This window comes from Streptomyces sp. SBT349 (genome assembly GCF_001083795.1).
Taxonomy (GTDB): domain Bacteria; phylum Actinomycetota; class Actinomycetes; order Streptomycetales; family Streptomycetaceae; genus Streptomyces.
The window spans coordinates 12,730-31,587 of the sequence record NZ_LAVK01000045.1 but is presented as its reverse complement, the minus strand read 5'-3'; the positions used below and the strand labels follow the sequence as shown (position 1 = coordinate 31,587).

At 73.5% G+C, this 18,858-nt stretch carries 19 protein-coding genes, 2 tRNA genes and 1 pseudogene; 10 read left to right on the top strand and 12 right to left on the bottom strand.

The window, feature by feature from the left end; genetic code table 11:
* The 3 genes and pseudogenes from ADY01_RS08520 to ADY01_RS08510 all read left to right on the top strand — a co-directional run.
* Positions 1-282: pseudogene (locus tag ADY01_RS08520) on the top strand (hypothetical protein); the annotation flags it as partial.
* 138 nt (positions 283-420) lie between these two features.
* The gene (locus tag ADY01_RS08515) at positions 421-1,923 is read left to right on the top strand and encodes a N,N-dimethylformamidase beta subunit family domain-containing protein (RefSeq protein ID WP_420715618.1); all 1,503 of its coding nucleotides are present in this window, start codon (positions 421-423) and stop codon (positions 1,921-1,923) included.
* 114 nt (positions 1,924-2,037) lie between these two features.
* The gene (locus ADY01_RS08510; protein WP_049568315.1) at positions 2,038-2,952 is read left to right on the top strand and encodes a phosphoribosylaminoimidazolesuccinocarboxamide synthase; all 915 of its coding nucleotides are present in this window, start codon (positions 2,038-2,040) and stop codon (positions 2,950-2,952) included.
* 27 nt (positions 2,953-2,979) lie between these two features.
* Here ADY01_RS08510 and ADY01_RS08505 read toward each other — a convergent pair whose 3' ends face one another.
* The 7 genes from ADY01_RS08505 to ADY01_RS08475 form a co-directional block, all read right to left on the bottom strand.
* Positions 2,980-3,591 carry a response regulator transcription factor gene (locus ADY01_RS08505; protein WP_049568312.1) on the bottom strand — a complete coding sequence of 204 codons (612 nt, stop codon included), beginning with the start codon at positions 3,589-3,591 and terminating at the stop codon, positions 2,980-2,982.
* Complete coding sequence (locus ADY01_RS35940; RefSeq protein ID WP_053170626.1) at positions 3,588-4,832, bottom strand: sensor histidine kinase; 1,245 nt, start codon at positions 4,830-4,832, stop codon at positions 3,588-3,590. The genes ADY01_RS08505 and ADY01_RS35940 overlap by 4 nt, the downstream gene beginning before the upstream one ends.
* Positions 4,833-4,909: 77 nt before the next feature.
* Positions 4,910-5,764 carry an ABC transporter permease gene (locus tag ADY01_RS38005; protein WP_107081672.1) on the bottom strand — a complete coding sequence of 285 codons (855 nt, stop codon included), beginning with the start codon at positions 5,762-5,764 and terminating at the stop codon, positions 4,910-4,912.
* Entirely contained in the window at positions 5,761-6,660 is a 900-nt protein-coding gene (locus ADY01_RS38000) for an ABC transporter ATP-binding protein (RefSeq protein WP_053170629.1), read from the bottom strand. Before ADY01_RS38000 ends, ADY01_RS38005 begins: the two co-directional genes overlap by 4 nt.
* A gap of 154 nt (positions 6,661-6,814) precedes the next feature.
* Positions 6,815-6,887, bottom strand: a tRNA-Gly gene (locus ADY01_RS08485).
* A gap of 59 nt (positions 6,888-6,946) precedes the next feature.
* Positions 6,947-7,021, bottom strand: a tRNA-Gly gene (locus ADY01_RS08480).
* A 73-nt stretch (positions 7,022-7,094) separates the two neighbouring features.
* Positions 7,095-7,424 carry a histone-like nucleoid-structuring protein Lsr2 gene (locus ADY01_RS08475; protein ID WP_049568301.1) on the bottom strand — a complete coding sequence of 110 codons (330 nt, stop codon included), beginning with the start codon at positions 7,422-7,424 and terminating at the stop codon, positions 7,095-7,097.
* A 361-nt stretch (positions 7,425-7,785) separates the two neighbouring features.
* On the opposite strand from ADY01_RS08475, the gene purS reads away from it, so the two are divergent.
* The 3 genes from purS to purL are packed head-to-tail and all read left to right on the top strand — an operon-like array spanning position 7,786 to position 11,047.
* Positions 7,786-8,076, top strand: a complete 291-nt coding sequence (gene purS, locus ADY01_RS08470) for a phosphoribosylformylglycinamidine synthase subunit PurS (protein WP_063784156.1) — start codon at positions 7,786-7,788, stop codon at positions 8,074-8,076.
* A complete protein-coding gene (gene purQ, locus ADY01_RS08465; protein ID WP_049568295.1) occupies positions 8,073-8,747 on the top strand; it encodes a phosphoribosylformylglycinamidine synthase subunit PurQ in 675 nt (224 codons plus the stop codon). Before purS ends, purQ begins: the two co-directional genes overlap by 4 nt.
* Positions 8,747-11,047: a phosphoribosylformylglycinamidine synthase subunit PurL gene (gene purL / locus ADY01_RS08460; RefSeq protein WP_049568293.1), complete on the top strand. Its 2,301-nt coding sequence runs from the start codon at positions 8,747-8,749 to the stop codon at positions 11,045-11,047. Before purQ ends, purL begins: the two co-directional genes overlap by 1 nt.
* A gap of 52 nt (positions 11,048-11,099) precedes the next feature.
* Here purL and ADY01_RS08455 read toward each other — a convergent pair whose 3' ends face one another.
* The 3 genes from ADY01_RS08455 to ADY01_RS08445 are packed head-to-tail and all read right to left on the bottom strand — an operon-like array spanning position 11,100 to position 12,419.
* Positions 11,100-11,591, bottom strand: coding sequence for a hypothetical protein (locus ADY01_RS08455; RefSeq protein WP_049568289.1), 492 nt, complete (start codon positions 11,589-11,591; stop codon positions 11,100-11,102).
* 41 nt (positions 11,592-11,632) lie between these two features.
* Positions 11,633-11,950 (bottom strand): DUF2795 domain-containing protein, encoded by a 318-nt coding sequence (locus ADY01_RS08450; RefSeq protein WP_049568286.1) that lies wholly within the window; start codon positions 11,948-11,950, stop codon positions 11,633-11,635.
* Positions 11,951-11,966: 16 nt separating this feature from the next.
* Entirely contained in the window at positions 11,967-12,419 is a 453-nt protein-coding gene (locus ADY01_RS08445) for a YbhB/YbcL family Raf kinase inhibitor-like protein (RefSeq protein ID WP_049568283.1), read from the bottom strand.
* Positions 12,420-12,511: 92 nt separating this feature from the next.
* Here ADY01_RS08445 and ADY01_RS08440 point away from each other — a divergent pair, with 92 nt between their 5' ends.
* From ADY01_RS08440 to purM, 3 genes are all read left to right on the top strand, one after another.
* Complete coding sequence (locus ADY01_RS08440; protein WP_049568280.1) at positions 12,512-13,318, top strand: sterol carrier family protein; 807 nt, start codon at positions 12,512-12,514, stop codon at positions 13,316-13,318.
* A gap of 79 nt (positions 13,319-13,397) precedes the next feature.
* Positions 13,398-14,936 carry an amidophosphoribosyltransferase gene (gene purF, locus ADY01_RS08435; protein ID WP_049568333.1) on the top strand — a complete coding sequence of 513 codons (1,539 nt, stop codon included), beginning with the start codon at positions 13,398-13,400 and terminating at the stop codon, positions 14,934-14,936.
* A gap of 41 nt (positions 14,937-14,977) precedes the next feature.
* On the top strand, positions 14,978-16,057 hold the full coding sequence (gene purM, locus ADY01_RS08430; protein ID WP_049568277.1) for a phosphoribosylformylglycinamidine cyclo-ligase: 1,080 nt from the start codon (positions 14,978-14,980) through the stop codon (positions 16,055-16,057).
* Between the two features lie 89 nt (positions 16,058-16,146).
* Here purM and ADY01_RS08425 read toward each other — a convergent pair whose 3' ends face one another.
* Together ADY01_RS08425 and ADY01_RS08420 are read right to left on the bottom strand one after the other, a co-directional pair.
* Positions 16,147-16,416: a DUF3073 domain-containing protein gene (locus tag ADY01_RS08425; protein ID WP_049568274.1), complete on the bottom strand. Its 270-nt coding sequence runs from the start codon at positions 16,414-16,416 to the stop codon at positions 16,147-16,149.
* A 261-nt stretch (positions 16,417-16,677) separates the two neighbouring features.
* Positions 16,678-17,856 carry a Leu/Phe/Val dehydrogenase gene (locus ADY01_RS08420; protein WP_078900105.1) on the bottom strand — a complete coding sequence of 393 codons (1,179 nt, stop codon included), beginning with the start codon at positions 17,854-17,856 and terminating at the stop codon, positions 16,678-16,680.
* A gap of 121 nt (positions 17,857-17,977) precedes the next feature.
* Between ADY01_RS08420 and ADY01_RS08415 the strand changes: the two genes are divergently transcribed.
* Positions 17,978-18,820, top strand: a complete 843-nt coding sequence (locus ADY01_RS08415) for a hypothetical protein (protein WP_049568269.1) — start codon at positions 17,978-17,980, stop codon at positions 18,818-18,820.
* The last annotated feature ends 38 nt before the right edge of the window (positions 18,821-18,858 follow it).

The following is an 18,858-nucleotide window of genomic DNA, read 5'->3' as shown; positions in this document are numbered from 1 at the left end:
CCCGCCGCCGGTGAGGACCCGGCCGGGGGACCGGCGCCCGGCGACCGCGAGGCGCTCGTCGAACACGTGGCCGCCGCGGTCTGCTGCGCCGCCGCCGACACCACCGGTGCCGCCCCCGGGCTCGACTGGCTCGACGGCCCGGTCCTGGTGACCGGCGGCGCGCGCCGCAACGACCTCGCGGCGCCCGTGCACAGCCTGGTGGACGACGGCGACCCCGAGCCGCTGGGGGACTGGCTCGCCGACGCGGGCGTCCGCCAGGACAAGCCGGTCCGCCTCGTCTGAGGCGGCCGGGCCGTCCCCCTGCGTCCCCCGGCTGTCCCCCGCCGGGGGACTCGACACGCTTCACCCTTGGCGCCAATATCAGGCAGGCGCCTCCGGCTCACGACGCGACGAGTGGTGACCGTACGCTCGCGGGATGTGATGTGCTGGAACCGGCACCGCCCGTCGATCAGGCGCAGGGAGGGGAGCGTGCGAGAGAGCACCGAGCACGTCCGGCGGTGGGAGGCGGGCGCGCTCACCCGCGCGGTCTCCGACCCGTTCGGGCAGGGACCCCTGCCCTGGGTGCGGGCCGGCGAGGGCCACCTGCTGGGCGGCGGCCACGTCCTGCTCCCCGGCCGCGGCGGGATGGCGGCCAACCTGCGCGCCGCCGACGACGTGGACTGCCAGATCAAGGGCTTCGTCACGGACGGCGTGGTCGCCCCCGGGCGCCCGCTCGACTTCCGGGTGACGGTCGACCCGCCCCGCGAGTTCACCATCGACGTCTACCGCATCGGGTACTTCGGCGACGAGGGCGCCAGGCTGCTGCTCAGCAGCCCCAAGCTGATGGGCATCCGCCAGCCCCCGCCGCTGGCCGCGGGCCGCACCGTCTCCTGCCACCACTGGTGGCTCTCCTGGCGCCTCGTGGTCCCCGAGGACTGGCTGCCCGGCGCGTATGTCGCCGTGCTCACCACCGCGGACGGCGCGTTCCGCTCGCACGTCCCGTTCGCCGTCCGCGACGACCGGCCCGCCGACCTGCTGCTCGTGCTGCCGGACATCACCTGGCAGGCGTACAACCTCTTCCCCGAGGACGGCCGCGGAGGCGCCAGCCTGTACCACGCGTGGGACGGCGCGGGCCGCCTCCTCGGCGAGCAGGACGCGGCCATCACCGTCTGCTTCGACCGCCCCTACGCGGGCTCGGGGCTGCCGCTGCACGCCGGGCACGCCTACGACTTCATCCGCTGGGCCGAGCGGTTCGGCTACGACCTCGGCTACGCCACCGCCCGCGACCTGCACGCCGGGCGCGTGGACCCGGCGCGTTACCGGGGCCTGGTCTTCACCGGGCACGACGAGTACTGGTCGGCGCCGATGCGCCGCGCCGTCGAGGAGGCCCGCGACGGCGGCACCTCGCTGGTGTTCCTCTCCGCCAACACCATGTACTGGCAGGTCACGCTCAACGCGCTGCCCTCCGGCGACCAGGACCGGCTGCTGAGCTGCCGCAAGCGCCAGGGCCCGGGGCGCGCCCCGCTCTGGCGCGAGCAGGGCCGCCCCGAGCAGCAGCTGCTCGGCATCCAGTACGCGGGCAGCGTCCCGCACCCGCACCCGCTGGTGGTGCGCAACGCCGACCACTGGCTGTGGGAGTCCACCGGCGCGCACGAGGGCGACGAGCTGCCGGGGCTCGTGGCGGGGGAGGCGGACCGTTACTTCCCGCGCACCACGCTGCCCGAGTCCACCAGCCGCATCCTGCTGGCCCACTCCCCCTACCGCGACGCCTCGGGCGCGCGCCGCCACCAGGAGACCTCGCTCTACCGCGCGCCCAGCGGCGCCTGGGTCTTCGCCTCGGGCACCTTCGCCTGGACGCCCGCGCTCGGCCGCCCCGGGCACATGGAGCCCCGGGTGCAGAAGGCCACGGCCAATCTGCTGGACCGGATCTGCAAGCGCGACTGACCCCGCCCCGGGCGCCCGCGGCCCCGGGCGCCCCCACGCGGACGGCCCCGCGGGCGGCTGCGTGACAATGGGACGGGGGCGGCGCCCCGTCCCCACGAGCCGCCGGGAGGCACGGTGCCAGGATTCGTCGACAAGCCGGAACCCGTACGGGTGCCGGGTCTCGAACACCTCCACACCGGGAAGGTCCGCGACCTCTACCGGGCCGACTCCGGCGAGCTGGTGATGGTGGCGAGCGACCGGGTCTCCGCCTACGACTGGGTGCTGGCGACCCCCATCCCCGACAAGGGCCGGATCCTCACCCGCATGTCCATGTGGTGGTTCGACCAGCTCGCCGACCTCACGCCGCACCATGTGATCTCCACCGACCCCCCGCCCGGCGCCCCCGCCGACTGGGCCGGGCGCACCATGGTCTGCCGCCCCCTGTCGATGCTCCCCGTCGAGGCCGTCGCCCGCGGGTACCTGACCGGTTCCGGCCTGGAGGAGTACGCGCGCGACCGCACCGTCTGCGGCCTCGCGCTGCCGCCGGGCCTGGTCGACGGCTCCGAGCTGCCGGGCCCGATCTTCACCCCCGCCACCAAGGCGGCCGTCGGCGACCACGACGAGAACGTCAGCTACGAGGAGGTCGCCCGCCGGGTCGGCGCCGAGACGGCGACGCAGCTGCGGCAGGCCACCCTCGCGCTCTACGGGCGCGCCCGGGACATCGCCAGGGACCGGGGCATCATCCTGGCCGACACCAAGTTCGAGTTCGGCCGGGCGCCGGGCGCCGGTCCCGGCGACCCGCTGGTCCTGGCCGACGAGGTGCTGACCCCCGACTCGTCCCGGTTCTGGCGCAGGGACGAGTGGAACCCGGGCCGCCCCCAGAAGCCCTACGACAAGCAGATCATCCGTGACTGGCTGACCTCGCCCGCCGCCGGCTGGGACCGGGCCGCGGACACCCCGCCGCCCGCCCTGGCCGAGGAGGTCGTGGAACGGACCCGCGCCCGTTACGCCGAGGCGTTCCGCCTGCTCACCGGCGTCTCCTGGGACTGATCCGCCCGTCCCCGCGGCGGGGCCCCGCTACACCCAGCCGTGCTCGCGGGCGATCCGCGCCGCCGCGTGGCGGTTCTCCGCGCCGACCTTGGCCGCCGCGGCGGAGAGGTAGTTCCGCACGGTCCCCGCCGCGAGGCCCGCGCGGGCCGCGATCTCCGCGATGGAGGCGCCGTCCAGGGCCAGTTCGAGCAGCTCCGCCTCCCGCGCGGTCAGCGGCGAGTCGCCCGCGCTGATCGCGTCCGCCGCCAGTTCGGGGTCCACATACCGGTGGCCCGCGTGCACCGAGCGGATGACCTCGGCCAGCCGCTGCGCCGACACCGTCTTCGGCAGGAAGCCGCGCACCCCCGCCGCCAGAGCCCGTTTCAGATGGCCCGGCCGCCCGTGCCCGGTGACGATCATCGTCGCGCAGTCCGGCACCTCGCCCCGCAGCGACCGCGCGACCGTCACCCCGTCCGCGCCCGGCATCTGGAGGTCGAGCACCGCCACATCAGGCCGGTGCGCCCGTGCCATCGCCAGCGCCTCGGGGCCCGAGGCGGCCTCGGCGACGACCGCCAGGTCGTCCTCCAGCGCGAGCAGCGCCGCCAGCGCGCCCCTGATCAGGTGCTCGTCGTCGGCCAGCAGGACCCGGATCGCCTTCATCCCCCGCCTCCCGCCGGCACGCGCGCGGTCAGCCGGAACGTTCCGCCCTCCGCCGGTTCCGCGCTCAGCGACCCGCCGAGGGCGGCCAGCCGCTCGCGCAGCCCGGCGAGCCCCGTTCCGTCGCCGACGCCCGAACTCCCTTGCCGCAGCCCGTCGTTCTCCATGTCGAGCACCGCGTCCCCGGAGGCCGTCCTGCGCACCCGCACGGTGCAACGGGCCGCGTCCGCGTGCCGCAGCACGTTCGTCGTGCCCTCCCGCACCACCCAGCCCAGCGTGGACTGGACCGGCTCGGGCAGCCCGCTCCCGTCCCCGCCGTCCGCCGCCGCCGGGCGGCCGTCCATGTGCTCGATCCGGCACCGTATCCCCGCCGCCTCCAGCACCCCGCGCGCCCCCGCCAGCTCCGCGTGCAGGTCCACCGCGCGGTAGCCCCGCACGACCTCCCTGATCTCCCGCTGGGACTCCCGCGCGATCTCCTCCACCTCGGTCATCTGCGCCGCCGCCGCCACCGGGTCGCGGACGGTCAGCTGCGCCGCCAGCTCGCTCTTGAGCGCGATCACCGACAGGTTGCGCCCGAGGATGTCGTGGAGGTCCCGCCCGAACCGCAGCCGCTCCTCCGCCACCGCGAGCCGCCCCTCCGTCTCCCGCGCCGCGTCCATCCGGTCCACCACCCGCAGCGTCCAGGCCGAGCTCCGATAGGTGAGGCCGATCAGGAACATGGTCAGCACCGTCGCCAGCAGCGTCCACAGCTGCGCCCCCGACGGGGCGCCGGACGCGTACACGCCCACCGCCACCGCGGCCACCCCGACGGCGCCGAGGCCGACCCCGCGGCCCAGCGGCAGCGCCAGCAGCACCGGGCCCTGGAAGTACGCCGCGGAGTAGGCCAGCACCGGCAGCGCCTCCTCCGTCAGCCCACCCGCCGCGATCGCCACCGAGGGCGCGGCGAGGGCCAGCAGGCTCAGCACGCAGAACGCCGGAAGCAGCCCGTCGGGCAGCGGCGCCTCGCCCAGGTAGTGCCGCAGGCCCGCCCGCGTCATCCGCACCCCCAGCAGCGACCGCGCCACGGCGATGGCGGCCACCGGCGCCAGCGCCCACCCGCCGGTCGTCGCCCTGCTCGCGAGCAGGCCGACGACCGTCACCAGCTCCACCGCACCGATGAAGTCGAGCGAGTACCGGAAGTACTGGTGGACGCGCCTGCGCTGACTGCCGCCACGCAGCCGCCCCAGCCAGCCGGAACTCCGCATCGGACCCTCCCTCGCTCATATCCTCGCGCCGCCCCGGCGCCCTCCCGGCGCCGCCCGCCCGGGCCGGTGCCGCGCGGTCAGTGGCGTGGCTCCCACCGGAACCACCGGCGTACAGCAAACACCGCCAGCGCCGTCCAGACCACGGCCAGCCCCAGCGCGCGCAGCCGTTCCGCCCCGCCGAGCCCGCCCAGCCAGCCGTCCTTCATCAGCTCCACGACCGAGGTCAGCGGCAGCAGCCGGAAGACGTTCGCCAGCGCGTCCGGCAGCACCTCGATCGGCACGAACAGCCCCGAGCCCGTCAACGAGATCGTCAGCAGCGGCATCGCCGTGATCTGCGCGCTCTCCACGGTCTTGGTGAACCCCGCCGTCGCCGCCGCGAACGCCACCAGCATCGCGCAGCCCAGCGCCATGCCCAGCAGCAGCACCGGCACCGACCGCGGCGCCCCGATGTCGAACGCCAGGACGCCGGAGCCGACCAGCACCGCGCACTGGACCAGCGCCAGCACCACCGCGGGCACCGCGGCGCCGGTCAGGATCTCGGCGTCCGTCAGCTCCCCGGTCCGCAGCCGCTTCAGCGTCCGCTCCTCGCGCCGCGCCACGTACATCGGGATCAGGCCCGTGTAGATCACCAGCACCAGCACGATGCCCATGCCGCCGGTCACCACCGCCTCGCCCCGCGTCAGGCCGGTGCCGCCGAGCTCCATCTCGCCCGAGCTGGAGTACGCCAGCCCCATCATCACCACCGGCATCAGGAGCGACACGAAGACCGCCGTCCTGTTGCGCACCAGCAGCGTCAGCTCCGCCCTGGCCAGCGCCCACATCCGGCGCCGCGCGCCCGCGTCCGGCATCCCCCGGACCAGCAGGGCCGTCCTCGAACGCGTCGGGGTACTCGTCGGGGTACTACTCGTCGGGGTACTCGTCGGGGTACTCATCGGGCCTCCTCCGCCACGGCGAGGAACACGTCCTCCAGCGAGGCGGACCGCGCCTCCAGCCCGTCCAGCTCGTGCCCCCGCTCCCGCGCCCACAGCAGCAGATCGGTCAGCGTCCGCTGCAACTCCTTGGTGGGGACCTCCACCCGGAGCCCCGAGACCACCGCGGCCTCCACCGGCAGCAGCGCGGGGTCCACGCCCTCCGGCAGCGTGAAACGGATGCGCGCCGGCCGGGCCGCCCTCACCTCGTCGGGGGTCCCCGACAGGACGATCCGGCCCTCGCGCATGATCGCCAGCCGGTCGGCCAGGGTCTCGGCCTCCTCCAGGTAGTGCGTGGTCATCACGATCGTCACCCCCTCGTCCCGGAGCCGCCGCACCAGCCGCCACGACGCCTGCCGCGCCTGGGGGTCGAGCCCCGTCGTCGGCTCGTCGAGGAACAGCAGCCGGGGGCGGCCCATCAGCGCGAGCGCCAGGTCCAGACGCCTCCGCTCCCCGCCCGACAGCTGCTTGACCCGGACCCGGGCCCGGTCACCCAGGCCCACCAGCTCCAGGGCCTCGGCCACCGGACGCGGCGTGCTGAGCGAGCCCGCCCACATGGCCGCCGTCTCGGTCACCGTCAGATCCGCGGGGAAACCACCGTCCTGGAGCATGACGCCAGTGTGCGGGCGCACCTGCCCGCGCTCGCGGAACGGATCGCGCCCCAGCACGCGCACCTGCCCCTCGGTGGGCGGCGCGAGCCCCTCCAGCACCTCGACGGTCGACGTCTTGCCCGCCCCGTTGGTGCCGAGCAGCGCGAACACCTCGCCGCCGCGCACCGAGAAGTCGAGCCCCCGCACGGCGTCGAACCCGCCCTCGCCGCGCGGCCCGTAGCGCCGCCGCAGCCCCCGCACATCGATCATGGTGTCCATGCCTCCAGCCTCGGGCGAGAGGCCGCCGACCGGCAGTGCCGGCCGTCATGAACCGGGATGACAAATGTCAGGGCCGGTCAACGACCCACGGCCCGGAGCACGGCATGACGAAGGGCCCGGTCACCAGGACCGGACCCTTCACATGAGCGGACGACGAGATTCGAACTCGCGACCCTCACCTTGGCAAGGTGATGCTCTACCAACTGAGCCACGTCCGCACGACGCTCACTATACCCCCGCCCGGGGGCGGGGTCCCCACCCGGAGGTGGGGAGTGGCTGGAGCGGGTGACAGGAATCGCACACTGCGCCTCCCTCTTGGAAAGAGGGTGTTCTGCTACTGAACTACACCCGCCTGGCTGGGGGCTTGTGGCCCCTCGGCGTGCTCCAGACTCTAGCCGATCAACCGGGGTTCATGGCAAGTCGGCTCAATGGACGGTGGCGTGTGCCTCGTTGAAGGCGTCGTACACCTTCTTCGGGATGCGCCCGCGCGCCGGTACGCCGAAGCCGTTGGACTCGGCCCACGCGCGCACCGCCTTGGGGTCGGGCGCGACGGCGGTGTGGTGGAACGCCTTGCCCGACCGCGCCCGCTTCCGCCCGGCCTCCACGTAGGGGGCGAGGGCCGTGCGCAGCCTCTCGGCGTTGTCCGAGCTCAGGTCGATCTCGTACGTTTTCCCGTCAAGTCCGAAGGCAATCGTTTCCGATGCCTCTCCGCCGTCGATGTCGTCGGAGAGGGTGACCACTACACGCTGTGCCACGGATATCGGTCCTTCCGGGAGGCTCGCTGCCGTGCGACGGTGCCCGAGCCGGTGACCGCCGAATCACACGCAGCGATGCTGACGCTCCCTGGTTCGCGACTATGGTTCTTTGCTTCTTTAATTCGTACCGCGCGGTGCCCGCGCTCGGCGTGAGAATGCGAAGCGGCGGAATTCTCCGCTCCCGCGTTCATCCCGCAACCGGGACCTTACTTTTTCCTGGCGCTTCCTTGCAGGGGTTTCCGCCCTCGATACCTTAACGTGACCGAAGCAGTCTTATCTATCCGCGTAGATTCCCTGGCCCGGTACGCTGAGCGGTGCAGCGTCAAGCATCACCACCACCGCACCACCACCGGGAGTACCAGTGGCTCGCGTCGTAGTCGACGTCATGCTCAAGCCGGAGATCCTCGACCCCCAGGGCCAGGCCGTGCAGCGCGCTCTGCCCCGCCTCGGCTTCGACGGCGTCGCCGACGTCCGCCAGGGGAAACGCTTCGAGTTGGAGCTGGCGGGCCCCGTGGACGAGGCCGCCCTCGCGCGCGTGCGGGAGATGGCCGCCACGTTTCTCGCCAACACCGTGATCGAGGACTTCGAGGTCCGCGTCGAGGAGGCGGCGGCCGAGGCCGCGCCGGTGACGGTGAGCGGGGGGCTTTCGTGACCACTCGTGTGGGCGTCGTCACATTTCCCGGCTCCCTCGACGACGTGGACGCGCGCCGCGCGGTAAAGCTCGCGGGCGCGGAGCCGGTCGCCCTCTGGCACGGCGACAAAGACCTCCATCAGGTCGATGCGGTGATCCTGCCGGGCGGATTCTCCTATGGCGACTATCTCCGTTGCGGGGCCATCGCCCGTTTCTCGCCGGTGATGGAAACGATCATCGATCGGGCACACGCGGGTCTCCCCGTCCTCGGGATCTGCAATGGCTTCCAGGTGCTGTGCGAATCCCATCTCCTGCCGGGCGCCCTCACACGGAACGATCACCTGCACTTCATCTGCCGCGACCAGCGGCTGCGCGTCGAGAGCACGACGACCGCGTGGACGGGCGCGTTCGCCGAGGGCCAGGAGATCACCGTCCCCCTGAAGAACGGCGAGGGCGGCTTCGTCGCCGACGAGCGCACCCTGGACGAGCTGGAGGCCGAGGGCCGCGTGGTCTTCCGCTACCTGGACCTCAATCCGAACGGGTCGCGCCGCGACATCGCCGGGATCCGCAACCCCGAGGGGAACGTGGTGGGCCTCATGCCGCATCCCGAGCACGCCGTCGAGGAGCTGACCGGCCCCTCGACCGACGGCCTCGCCTTCTTCGCCTCGGTGGTCCGGGAGCTGGTGGCCTGATGTCCCGGCGCACCACCCCGGAGACCCTCTCCGTCCTCGACACCGTCGAGCACGCCGCCGGGACCCCCGGCGCGGCGCAGCCCTGGGCGGAGCTCGGCCTCAAGGAGGACGAGTACGCGCGGATCCGCGAGATCCTGGGCCGCCGCCCGACCGGCGCCGAGCTCGCCATGTACTCGGTGATGTGGTCCGAGCACTGCTCCTACAAGTCGAGCAAGGTGCACCTCGCGCAGTTCAGCGAGAAGGCCCCGGCCGGCGACGCGCTCCTGGTCGGCATCGGCGAGAACGCGGGCGTGGTCGACATCGGCCAGGGCTACGCGGTGACGTTCAAGGTCGAGTCGCACAACCACCCCTCGTACATCGAGCCCTACCAGGGCGCGGCCACCGGCATCGGCGGCATCGTCCGCGACATCCTCGCCATGGGCGCCCGTCCGGTCGCCGTGATGGACCCGCTGCGCTTCGGCGCCGCCGACCACCACGACACCCGGCGCGTTCTCCCGGGCGTGGTCGCGGGCATCGGCGGCTACGGGAACTGCCTCGGCCTGCCGAACATCGGCGGCGAGACCGTCTTCGACCCCTGCTACCAGGGGAACCCGCTGGTCAACGCCCTGTGCGTCGGCGTGATGCGGCACGAGGACATCCACCTGGCCAAGGCGTCGGGCACGGGCAACAAGGTCATCCTCTACGGCGCCCGCACCGGCGGCGACGGCATCGGCGGCGTCTCGGTGCTGGCCTCCGAGACCTTCGACTCCCCGGGCGACGGCTCCGGCACGGGCAAGCCCGCCAAGCGCCCGGCGGTCCAGGTCGGCGACCCGTTCCAGGAGAAGCTGCTCATCGAGTGCACCCTCCAGGTCTTCGCGGAGAAGCTGGTCGCCGGGATCCAGGACCTCGGCGGCGCCGGCCTGTCCTGCGCCACCTCCGAGCTGGCCTCGGCGGGCTCGGGCGGCATGCGGGTCGAGCTCGACGCCGTTCCGCTGCGCGACTCCTCGCTCTCCCCCGAGGAGATCCTGATGAGCGAGTCGCAGGAGCGCATGTGCGCGGTCGTCACCCCGGAGAACGTGGAGCGCTTCCTCGCCGTGTGCGCCAAGTGGGACGTGATCGCCACGGTGATCGGCGAGGTCACCGACGGCGACCGGCTGGAGATCCACTGGCACGGCGAGCAGATCGTGGACGTCCCGCCGCGCACGGTCGCCCACGAGGGCCCGGTCTACCGGCGCCCGTTCGCCAGGCCCGACTGGCAGGACGCGCTCCAGGCCGACGACCCGGCCCGCCTCGCCCGCCCGGCGGACGGCGAGGAGCTGCGCGCCCAGGTCCTCGCGGTGGCCGCCTCGCCGAACCAGGCGTCGAAGTCCTGGATCACCGACCAGTACGACCGGTACGTCCTGGGGAACACGGTGCTGGCCCAGCCCGAGGACGGCGGCATGATCCGCGTCGACGAGGAGACCAACCTCGGTGTCGCCGTCGCCACCGACGGCAACGGCCGCTACGCCAAGCTCGACCCGTACACCGGCGCGCAGCTGGCCGTGGTCGAGTCCTACCGGAACGTGGCGGCCACGGGCGCCCGCCCGCTGGCCGTCACCGACTGCCTGAACTTCGGCTCCCCCGAGGACCCGGCCGTGATGTGGCAGTTCGCCGAGGCCACCCGCGGCCTCGCGGACGCCTGCCAGACCCTCGGCACCCCGGTGACCGGCGGCAATGTCTCCCTGTACAACCAGACGGGCGACGCCGCCATCCACCCGACGCCCGTGGTCGGCGTGCTGGGCGTCATCGACGACGTCACGCGCCGCACCCCGATGGCGTTCCGCGCCGAGGGCCGGCTGATCCACCTGCTCGGGGACACGGCCGACGAGCTGGGCGGCTCGGCGTGGTCCCAGGTGGTCCACGGTCACCTGGGCGGCCTGCCGCCGCGCGTGGACCTGGAACGGGAGCGGCTGCTCGCCGAGATCCTCGTCGCCGCCTCGCGCGACGGCATGATCGACGCCGCCCACGACCTCTCGGACGGCGGCCTGATCCAGGCGCTGGTGGAGTCTTGCGTGAAGGGCGGCCACGGCGCCCGCCTGGTCGTCCCCGACGGGCTGACGCCGTTCACCTTCCTCTTCTCCGAGTCGGCGGGCCGCGCGGTCGTCGCCGTCCCGCGGACGGAGGAGGTCCGCTTCGCGGACATGTGCGCGGCCCGCGGCCTGCCCACGGCGCGCATCGGCGTGGTGACCGGCGACGCGATCGAGGTCCAGGGGCAGTTCACGCTCCCGCTGGACGACCTCCGCGCCGCGGCGGACGCCACCCTCCCCGCCCTCTTCGGCTGAGGCGCCCGGCCCCCCGGCCGGGGGCCACGCCCCGGCCGGGTCGGCTCGACGGCTAGCGTCCGGGCTTGGTCTCGAAGCGCGGGCCCTGGTCGGGGCGGTCGGTGCCCTGGAGTTCGGTGGCCAGGCGGTGGACCGAGACCAGGTCGTGCAGCAGGCCCCTGGTCTCCTCGCGCGGCAGTCCCGCGCCGCGGGCGACCTCGTCCACATGGACGGCCCGCCCGGAGTGACGCCGCTGCGCGTCCCCGAGCGCCTGGAACACCCTCTCGTGCTCCGGGCCGTAGTCGGGCCGGTCCCGGTCGGCGAACGTGCGCTCCGGCGGGGGCTCCCTGCGCTCGCGCCCGGGGGCCGGATGCCGCTGCTTGCCCCGGTGGAGGGGCGCCACCTTCTCCTCGTGGCTGAGCGAGGAGCGGTCGGGCACGTGCGTGCGCTGCTTCGACCCTCCGGTCGTCGACCCGGTCTCGCTGGGCCACTCGCCGCTCCGCTCGGCATCGCGCGCCGCCTGGCGCCGCTGCTCCTCGTTGCCTTCCATCTTCTTGCGCACCATGACGTCGCACGCTCCTTCCTCGGGCTCCGCCGGACGTCTCCCTAGCGGTCGAGCTCCTCCTGGACCGGCGGCTTCGGCACGTCCCGCATCCACTGCGACTGGCCGGGCCGCCCGCCCTCGCGGGCCTGCTCGGCGCGCTGCGCCGGGGTGAGCCCCTCCCCCGCGGTGGCGGGCAGCCGCACGGAACGCGCCACCTCGGCGCGGTTGCCGTACTCCTCCGGCGGGATGCCGCGGAGCGCCGCGACCGCGCCCTTCGAGGCCCCGGCCCGCTTGGCCTGCCGGATCAGCTCGTCCTTGCCCGCGGGGTAGTCCGCGTCGGCGACGACGCGCAGGATCTCGTTCACATCGGTTCCTGCCATGCTCGAATCGCCTCCTTCAGCGCTGGTGCAGACCGGTCAGCGTGCCGGCGGCCAGCCGCCTGCGGTCCAGCGCGCGGTGTGCCTCGTCCGCCGAGACGCGGTCCGGGAACGCGACCGGCTCGGGGAGCGCGAAAAGGCGGAAGACATAACGGTGCGCGGGGTCGCCGATCGGCGGCCCCGGACCGTCATAGCCCTCGTCGCCGAACGCGTTGAGGTGCGCGGTTCCCCCGAACGGGGTGCGCCCCGTGGCCACGCCGTCCCTCACCGGGTCGATGCCGGTGACCAGCCAGTGCAGGTACGTCCCGGAGGGCGCGTCCGGGTCCTCGCACATCAGCACGAGCTCCTTCGTCCCGGCGGGGGCCGGGGACCAGCTCAGCGGCGGGGATACGTTGTCGCCGTCCTGGGTGTAGCGCTCGGGAATGGGCTCCCGGTCCCGGAAGGCGCTGCTCGACAGTTCGATTTCGGTCATGGGCCCGGAGTACCCGGCGCGGCGCGACCCATGCGACTGTTCCCGGCCGCCGGGCCCGCCCGGGCAGGCCCGCGATCAGTAAGCTCCGTGCTATGTCTGCCGTCCGGCGCAAGCCCCGCGCCCACCACCCCGACCGGGTCCGCGACGCGCTCCTCGCCCAGGTGGAGATCGTACGGCTGGCGGCCCCGGGGCTGACGGCGGAGCAGCGGGCCGCGCCCTCGGGGCTGCCCGGCTGGGACGTCCGCACGCTGCTGGCCCACATCGCGGGGCAGATCGACGCCCTGCCCCGGCTCCTGGCCGAGCCCCCGCCCGCCGCGACCAGGCCCGCCGCGGACCTGAACACCTGGGCCGTCTCCACCGCGGGCATCGCGGCCGACCTGGACAAGAAGACGCGGCGGGACGCCGAGGCCGCCGGCGACCAGGTCGCCGCGCTCGACGCCGCGGCGGAGGAGGTGGAGGCGGTGCTGGAGACCGGCGTGCGGGAGGACGTGCTGCTCCCGCACCGGCTGGGTGCCATGCGGGCGCTGGACTTCACGGTCACCCGCGTCGTGGAACTGGTCGTCCACAGCGACGACCTCACCCGCGCCACGGGGCACCCGGTCCGCCTGGACCGCGGGGCCCTCGCGATCACCGTCCGCGTGCTCGCCGACGCGCTCGCCGCCCGCGCGCCCGGGGCCTCGACCGAGCTGCGGGTGCCGCCGTTCGCCGCCGTCCAGTGCCTCCCCGGCCCCCGGCACACCCGCGGCACCCCGCCGAACGTCGTGGAGACCGACCCCCTGACCTGGCTCCGCCTGGCCACCGGGCGCACCACCTGGGAGGCCGCGACCGCCTCCGGACGCCTGCGGGCCGGCGGCGAACGGGCGTCCGCCCTCGCGTCGGAACTGCCCGTGCTGGGGTGAACACACAGGTCCGGTATGGGGCATCTCTCACCAACGAGGGGTTCTCGCCTCCCCGGGGTCCTGGCCTAGACTCGTGAACGTGCCACGTGGTGACGGACGACTCAGCCACGATCTCGACCCGCAGGACCAGGGCCCGAAGGACGCGTGTGGCGTCTTCGGAGTCTGGGCCCCGGGAGAAGAGGTCGCCAAGCTCACCTTCTTCGGGCTCTACGCACTTCAGCACCGCGGGCAGGAATCCGCGGGCATCGCGGTGAGCGACGGTTCCAAGATCCTGGTCTTCAAGGACATGGGCCTGGTCTCCCAGGTCTTCGACGAATCCTCCCTCGGCTCCCTCACGGGCCACATCGCCGTGGGTCACGCCAGATACTCGACCACCGGCGCCTCCACCTGGGAGAACGCGCAGCCCACCTTCCGTGCCACCGGTCACGGATCGATCGCACTCGGTCACAACGGGAACCTGGTGAACACCGCGGAGCTGGCCGACCTGGCCGCCGGGCTCCCCGGCTCGCGCCCGCAGCGCAACCGCGCGCCCGTGACCAACGACACCGACCTGGTCACCGCCCTGCTCGCCGGGCAGACCGGCGAGAACGGCGAGCCCCTGACCGTCGAGCAGGCCGCGCCCCTGGTGCTGCCCCGGGTCAAGGGCGCCTACAGCTTCGTCTTCATGGACGAGACCACCCTCTACGCCGCCCGCGACCCCCAGGGCATCCGCCCGCTGGTCCTCGGCCGCCTGGAGCGCGGCTGGGTGGTGGCCTCCGAGACGGCCGCCCTGGACATCGTGGGCGCCTCCCTGGTCCGCGAGATCGAGCCGGGCGAGCTGATCGCGGTGGACGGCGACGGGCTGCGCGCGACCCGTTTCGCCGAGGCCCGGCCGCGCACCTGCGTCTTCGAGCACGTGTACCTCGCCCGCCCCGACACCTACATCTCCGGGCGGAACGTCTACCTCTCCCGCGTGGAGATGGGCCGCAGGCTGGCCGGTGAGGCCCCGGCCGACGCCGATCTGGTGATACCCACCCCGGAGTCGGGCACCCCCGCCGCCATCGGCTACGCCGAGGCCAGCGGCATCCCCTACGGCTCGGGCCTGGTGAAGAACGCCTATGTGGGCCGCACGTTCATCCAGCCGAGCCAGACCATCCGCCAGCTGGGCATCCGCCTCAAGCTGAATCCCCTCAAGGAAGTCATCCGCGGCAAGCGCCTGGTCGTCGTGGACGACTCGATCGTCCGGGGCAACACACAGCGCGCCCTGGTCCGCATGCTCCGCGAGGCGGGCGCGGCCGAGGTGCACATCAGGATCAGCTCCCCGCCGATCAAGTGGCCGTGCTTCTTCGGCATAGACTTCGCGACCCGCGCCGAGCTGATCGCCAACGGCCTGTCCGTGGAGGAGATCGGGACCTCGCTCGGCGCCGACTCGCTGTCCTACATCTCCCTGGACGCGATGGTCGAGGCGACCACCATCGACAAGCCCAACCTGTGCCGGGCCTGCTTCGACGGCTCCTACCCGATGGAGCTGCCCGACCCGGCGGTCCTCGGCAAGGACGTGCTGGAGAAGCCGGACGGCGGCACGCGCCCCCTGCTCGCCACCGGCCCCGGCGCGGCCGACGCGCTGCGGCGCCTGTGACACGTGACGACCCGAGAGACGCTGATCCCAGAATGACCCCGATGACGGAGAACGCGCTGCCCGGCGCCAGCTATGCCGCGGCCGGTGTCGACATCGAGGCGGGCGAGACCGCCGTCGAGCTGATGAAGGAGTGGGTGGCCAAGGCCCAGCGCCCCGAGAGCGTGGGCGGGCTCGGCGGGTTCGCCGGGCTCTTCGACGCCTCCGCCCTCAAGGGCTACCGCCGCCCGCTGCTCGCCTCCGCGACGGACGGGGTCGGCACCAAGGTGGCCGTGGCCCAGCGGATGGACGTGCACGACACCATCGGCCACGACCTGGTCGCGATGGTCGTGGACGACCTGGTGGTGTGCGGCGCGGAGCCGCTGTTCATGACCGACTACATCTGCGTGGGCCGCGTCCGCCCCGAACGGGTCTCGGCCATCGTCAGGGGCATCGCCGACGACTGCGTGCTGGCCGGCTGCGCCCTGGTCGGCGGCGAGACGGCGGAACACCCCGGGCTGCTCGGCCCCGACGAGTACGACGTGGCCGGGGCCGGCACGGGGGTGGTGGAGGCCGACCGGGTACTGGGCGCCGAGCGCGTCCGCGCCGGCGACGTGGTCGTCGCCATGGCCTCCTCCGGGCTCCACTCCAACGGCTACTCGCTGGTGCGGCACGTCCTCCTGGAACGCGCCGGCTGGGATCTCGGCCGGCGGGTCCCCGAGTTCGGCAGGACGCTGGGCGAGGAGCTGCTCCAGCCCACCCGGATCTACTCCCTCGACTGCCTGGCGCTGACCGCCGCCACGGAGGTACACGCCTTCGCACATGTAACGGGTGGCGGGCTTGCGAACAACCTGGCCCGCGTCGTTCCCGAGGCTCTCCACGCCCGCCTCGACCGCGCGACGTGGACCCCGCCGCCGGTCTTCGGCACGGTCGGCCGGGTGGGCTCGGTCGCCCGGGAGGAGCTGGAGAAGACCCTCAACATGGGCGTGGGCATGGTCGCGATCGTGCCCCCCGACGCCGTGGACGAGGCCCTCGCCGTCCTCGCCGGCCGCGAGGTGCCCGCCTGGGTGGCGGGCGAGATCGGCGACGCCGGTGACGGCCGTCCGGGGGGTGGCGCGACGCTCACGGGACGCCATGCGGCGTGAGGCGGGCCGGGCAGGACTGAACCCGGTCCGGCGGTGCCGGACCGGGTCGGAGTCTGTCTCGTCGTCTCGTCGTCAGTCGGAGAGATGTGTCAGGCGCCGCGGCGTTTCGAGGAGGTGTCGGACGATGGACCATCTCCGTCGTCCTCGTCCTCATCGCTGTACATCTCCGCGTACCGTGCGTACAGGTTGTCGTCATCCTGCTCATCGTCGTCCTCCAACCGCTCGCCATTCGGCGGTTGCTGGTCCGACGGCGATGCACCCAGCTCTTCGGCCAGGCGAGAAAGGTCCGTCCTGCCGCTGTTGTACTTCAGCTGGCGGGCGACCTTTGTCTGCTTGGCCTTGGCCCGGCCGCGCCCCATTGGCTCGACCCCCTCAACGACGGGGCGCGACGGCCCCGGAGTGTTGACATCCGTTCATGATTGAGAGCGAGCCCTCCGGCGAGGGCCCGGTCCATCGGCCTTCAACCGTACCCGCTTCCGCGGGCCTACGGTACGCCGTCCGCAGGTCCGGGGCGCGCGCATGGCGTCCGACGGATCTCTCTTTGCTGGTCAGCGGCGATTTTACCTTCTTTCGACACGCGACTCGCACGCGGGGGTGACATGTCTCGCGCACCCGCACGTTCAGCGGCCCGCCGCCTGGGCGATCCGGTGTTCCGCGATGCGGTCCGCGGCCACGGCCGGGGGTACTCCCTCGGTGGCGGCGCGGGCGAAAATCTCCAGCGTCGTGTCGTGGATCAGCGCCGCCTTTTTCTTCGCGCGTGCGAAGTCGAACCCGTTGAGCTCGTCGGCGACCTGGATGACGCCGCCCGAGTTCACCACGTAGTCGGGCGCGTAGAGGATGCCGCGGTCGGCGAGATCCTTCTCGACGCCCGGGTGGTCGAGCTGGTTGTTCGCGGCCCCGCAGACGATGCCCGCGGTCAGCCGCGGCACCGTCGTGTCGTTCAGCGCCCCGCCGAGCGCGCACGGCGCGTAGATGTCCAGGCCGGGCGTGGTGATCAGGGCGTCGGTCGTGTCCACCGCGGTGACCTCCGGGTGGGCGTCCAGGACGCGCCGCACGGCGTCCGGCCGCACATCGGTGACCACGACCCGGGCCCCGGCCTCGACGAGGAGGCCCACCAGCAGGTGGCCGACCTTGCCGACGCCGGCGACACCGACCACGCGCCCGGCCAGGTCCGGTGAGCCCCACCGGTGCGCGGCCGAGGCGCGCATGCCCTGGAAGACGCCGTAGGCGGTGAGGACGGACGAGTCGCCGGCGCCGCCGAGCTCCGGCGAGCGGCCCGTGGTCCACCGGCACTCGCGGGCGATGACGTCCATGTCGGGCACGTAGGTGCCCACGTCGCAGGCGGTGACGTAGCGGCCGCCGAGCGCGGCCACGCAGCGGCCGTAGGCGAGCAGCAGTTCCTCGGTCTTCAGGCGCCCCGGGTCGCCGATGATCACGGCCTTGCCGCCGCCGTGGTCCAGGCCCGCCAGGGCGTTCTTGTAGGTCATGCCGCGGGCGAGGTTGAGCGCGTCGAGCAGCGCGGCCTCCTCGGGCCTCGCCTCGCCCGCGTAGGCGTGGAAGCGGGTGCCGCCGAGGGCGGGGCCGAGCGCGGTGGAGTGGACGGCGATCACGGCGCGCAGCCCGGTCGCCCGGTCCTGGCAGAGCACGACCTGCTCGTGTCCGCCCCGGTCCGAGTGGAACAACGCGTCGAGAACGCCGGCCTCCCCGAGGCCGTCGACGCGGACAGCTGGACGTACGTCAGTCACGGTGGTGACTCCTGTATGTCGATGTGGTGCTCTCCGGCTGGGTCGGGAGGGCATTGCTGGGATGAGGGTACGGCGATTGCGGGCGGGGGGGGTGCCGTGGGATCCGCACACTGACACGATCGCCGTAGAAGCGCGCAGTGCGCTGACGCTGATGTGTCTCACGAGGGAGGGCTGAGTGCCGAAGGTTCCGTACGCGGCGTATCTCAGGGTGTACGAGCCGCTTGCGGCCTTTCCCGAGCCCGAGCGCTCGCACTGGGCCGAGTACGCCAGGCGCGGCCGTCTCCCCACCGCCCAGGACGAGGCGGAACGGGCCCTGGCGGGGCTCGGCGCGGTGCCCCTGCGGGCGGCCCCGGCGCGGGAGAGCGGGGACGCGTTCGTCACCACGGTCGACGGGGTGCTGTGCGTCTGCCCGTGGCGGACCCGGCTGCGGGCCTGGGAGGCGCTGAACGAGGTGGACAGCTGGCTGCTGCCCGAGGCGGTCCTCGACGCGGCGCTGCCGCCCGAGGTGCGGCGGCGGGCCGCGGAGGACTACGCGGGCTGGCGGGAGCGGAATCCCGACGCGCGCCCCTGGATCCGTTCGGCGCTGTGGCATGTGCCGGTGCGGTGGTTCGCGCTCTTCACGGACGAGGAGCGCGCCTTCCGGAGCTCGGGCGGGGGCGCGGGCGGCGACGGGCCGCCGGGGCTCACGTACCGCACGCCCATGGTGCAGGCCCGACGGCGGGTGGCCAGGGGGCTGCGGGCGGTGCGCGAGGCGATGCCGCAGGGGCCGCTGATCGAGGCGCTGACGGACGTGGGGCGCTGGCTGGAGGAATTCCACCCCCGGTCCCTGGTCGAGCTGGACTACGGCGGCCTCGTGCACACGATCGGCGAGGACCAGCTCGCCGCCGACCGGTCGGCCGCCGAGGTCGCCGAGGGGCTGGCGGCGCTCGCCGCCGACGACCTGGACCGCGCGAGCAGGGTCTACGAGGAGCTGACCGACCGCTGGATGGCGATCAGGGAACGCCAGTTCGCCAACTGATCAAGGGACTAAAGCCCCAAGCGTGATGGAAGGCACTG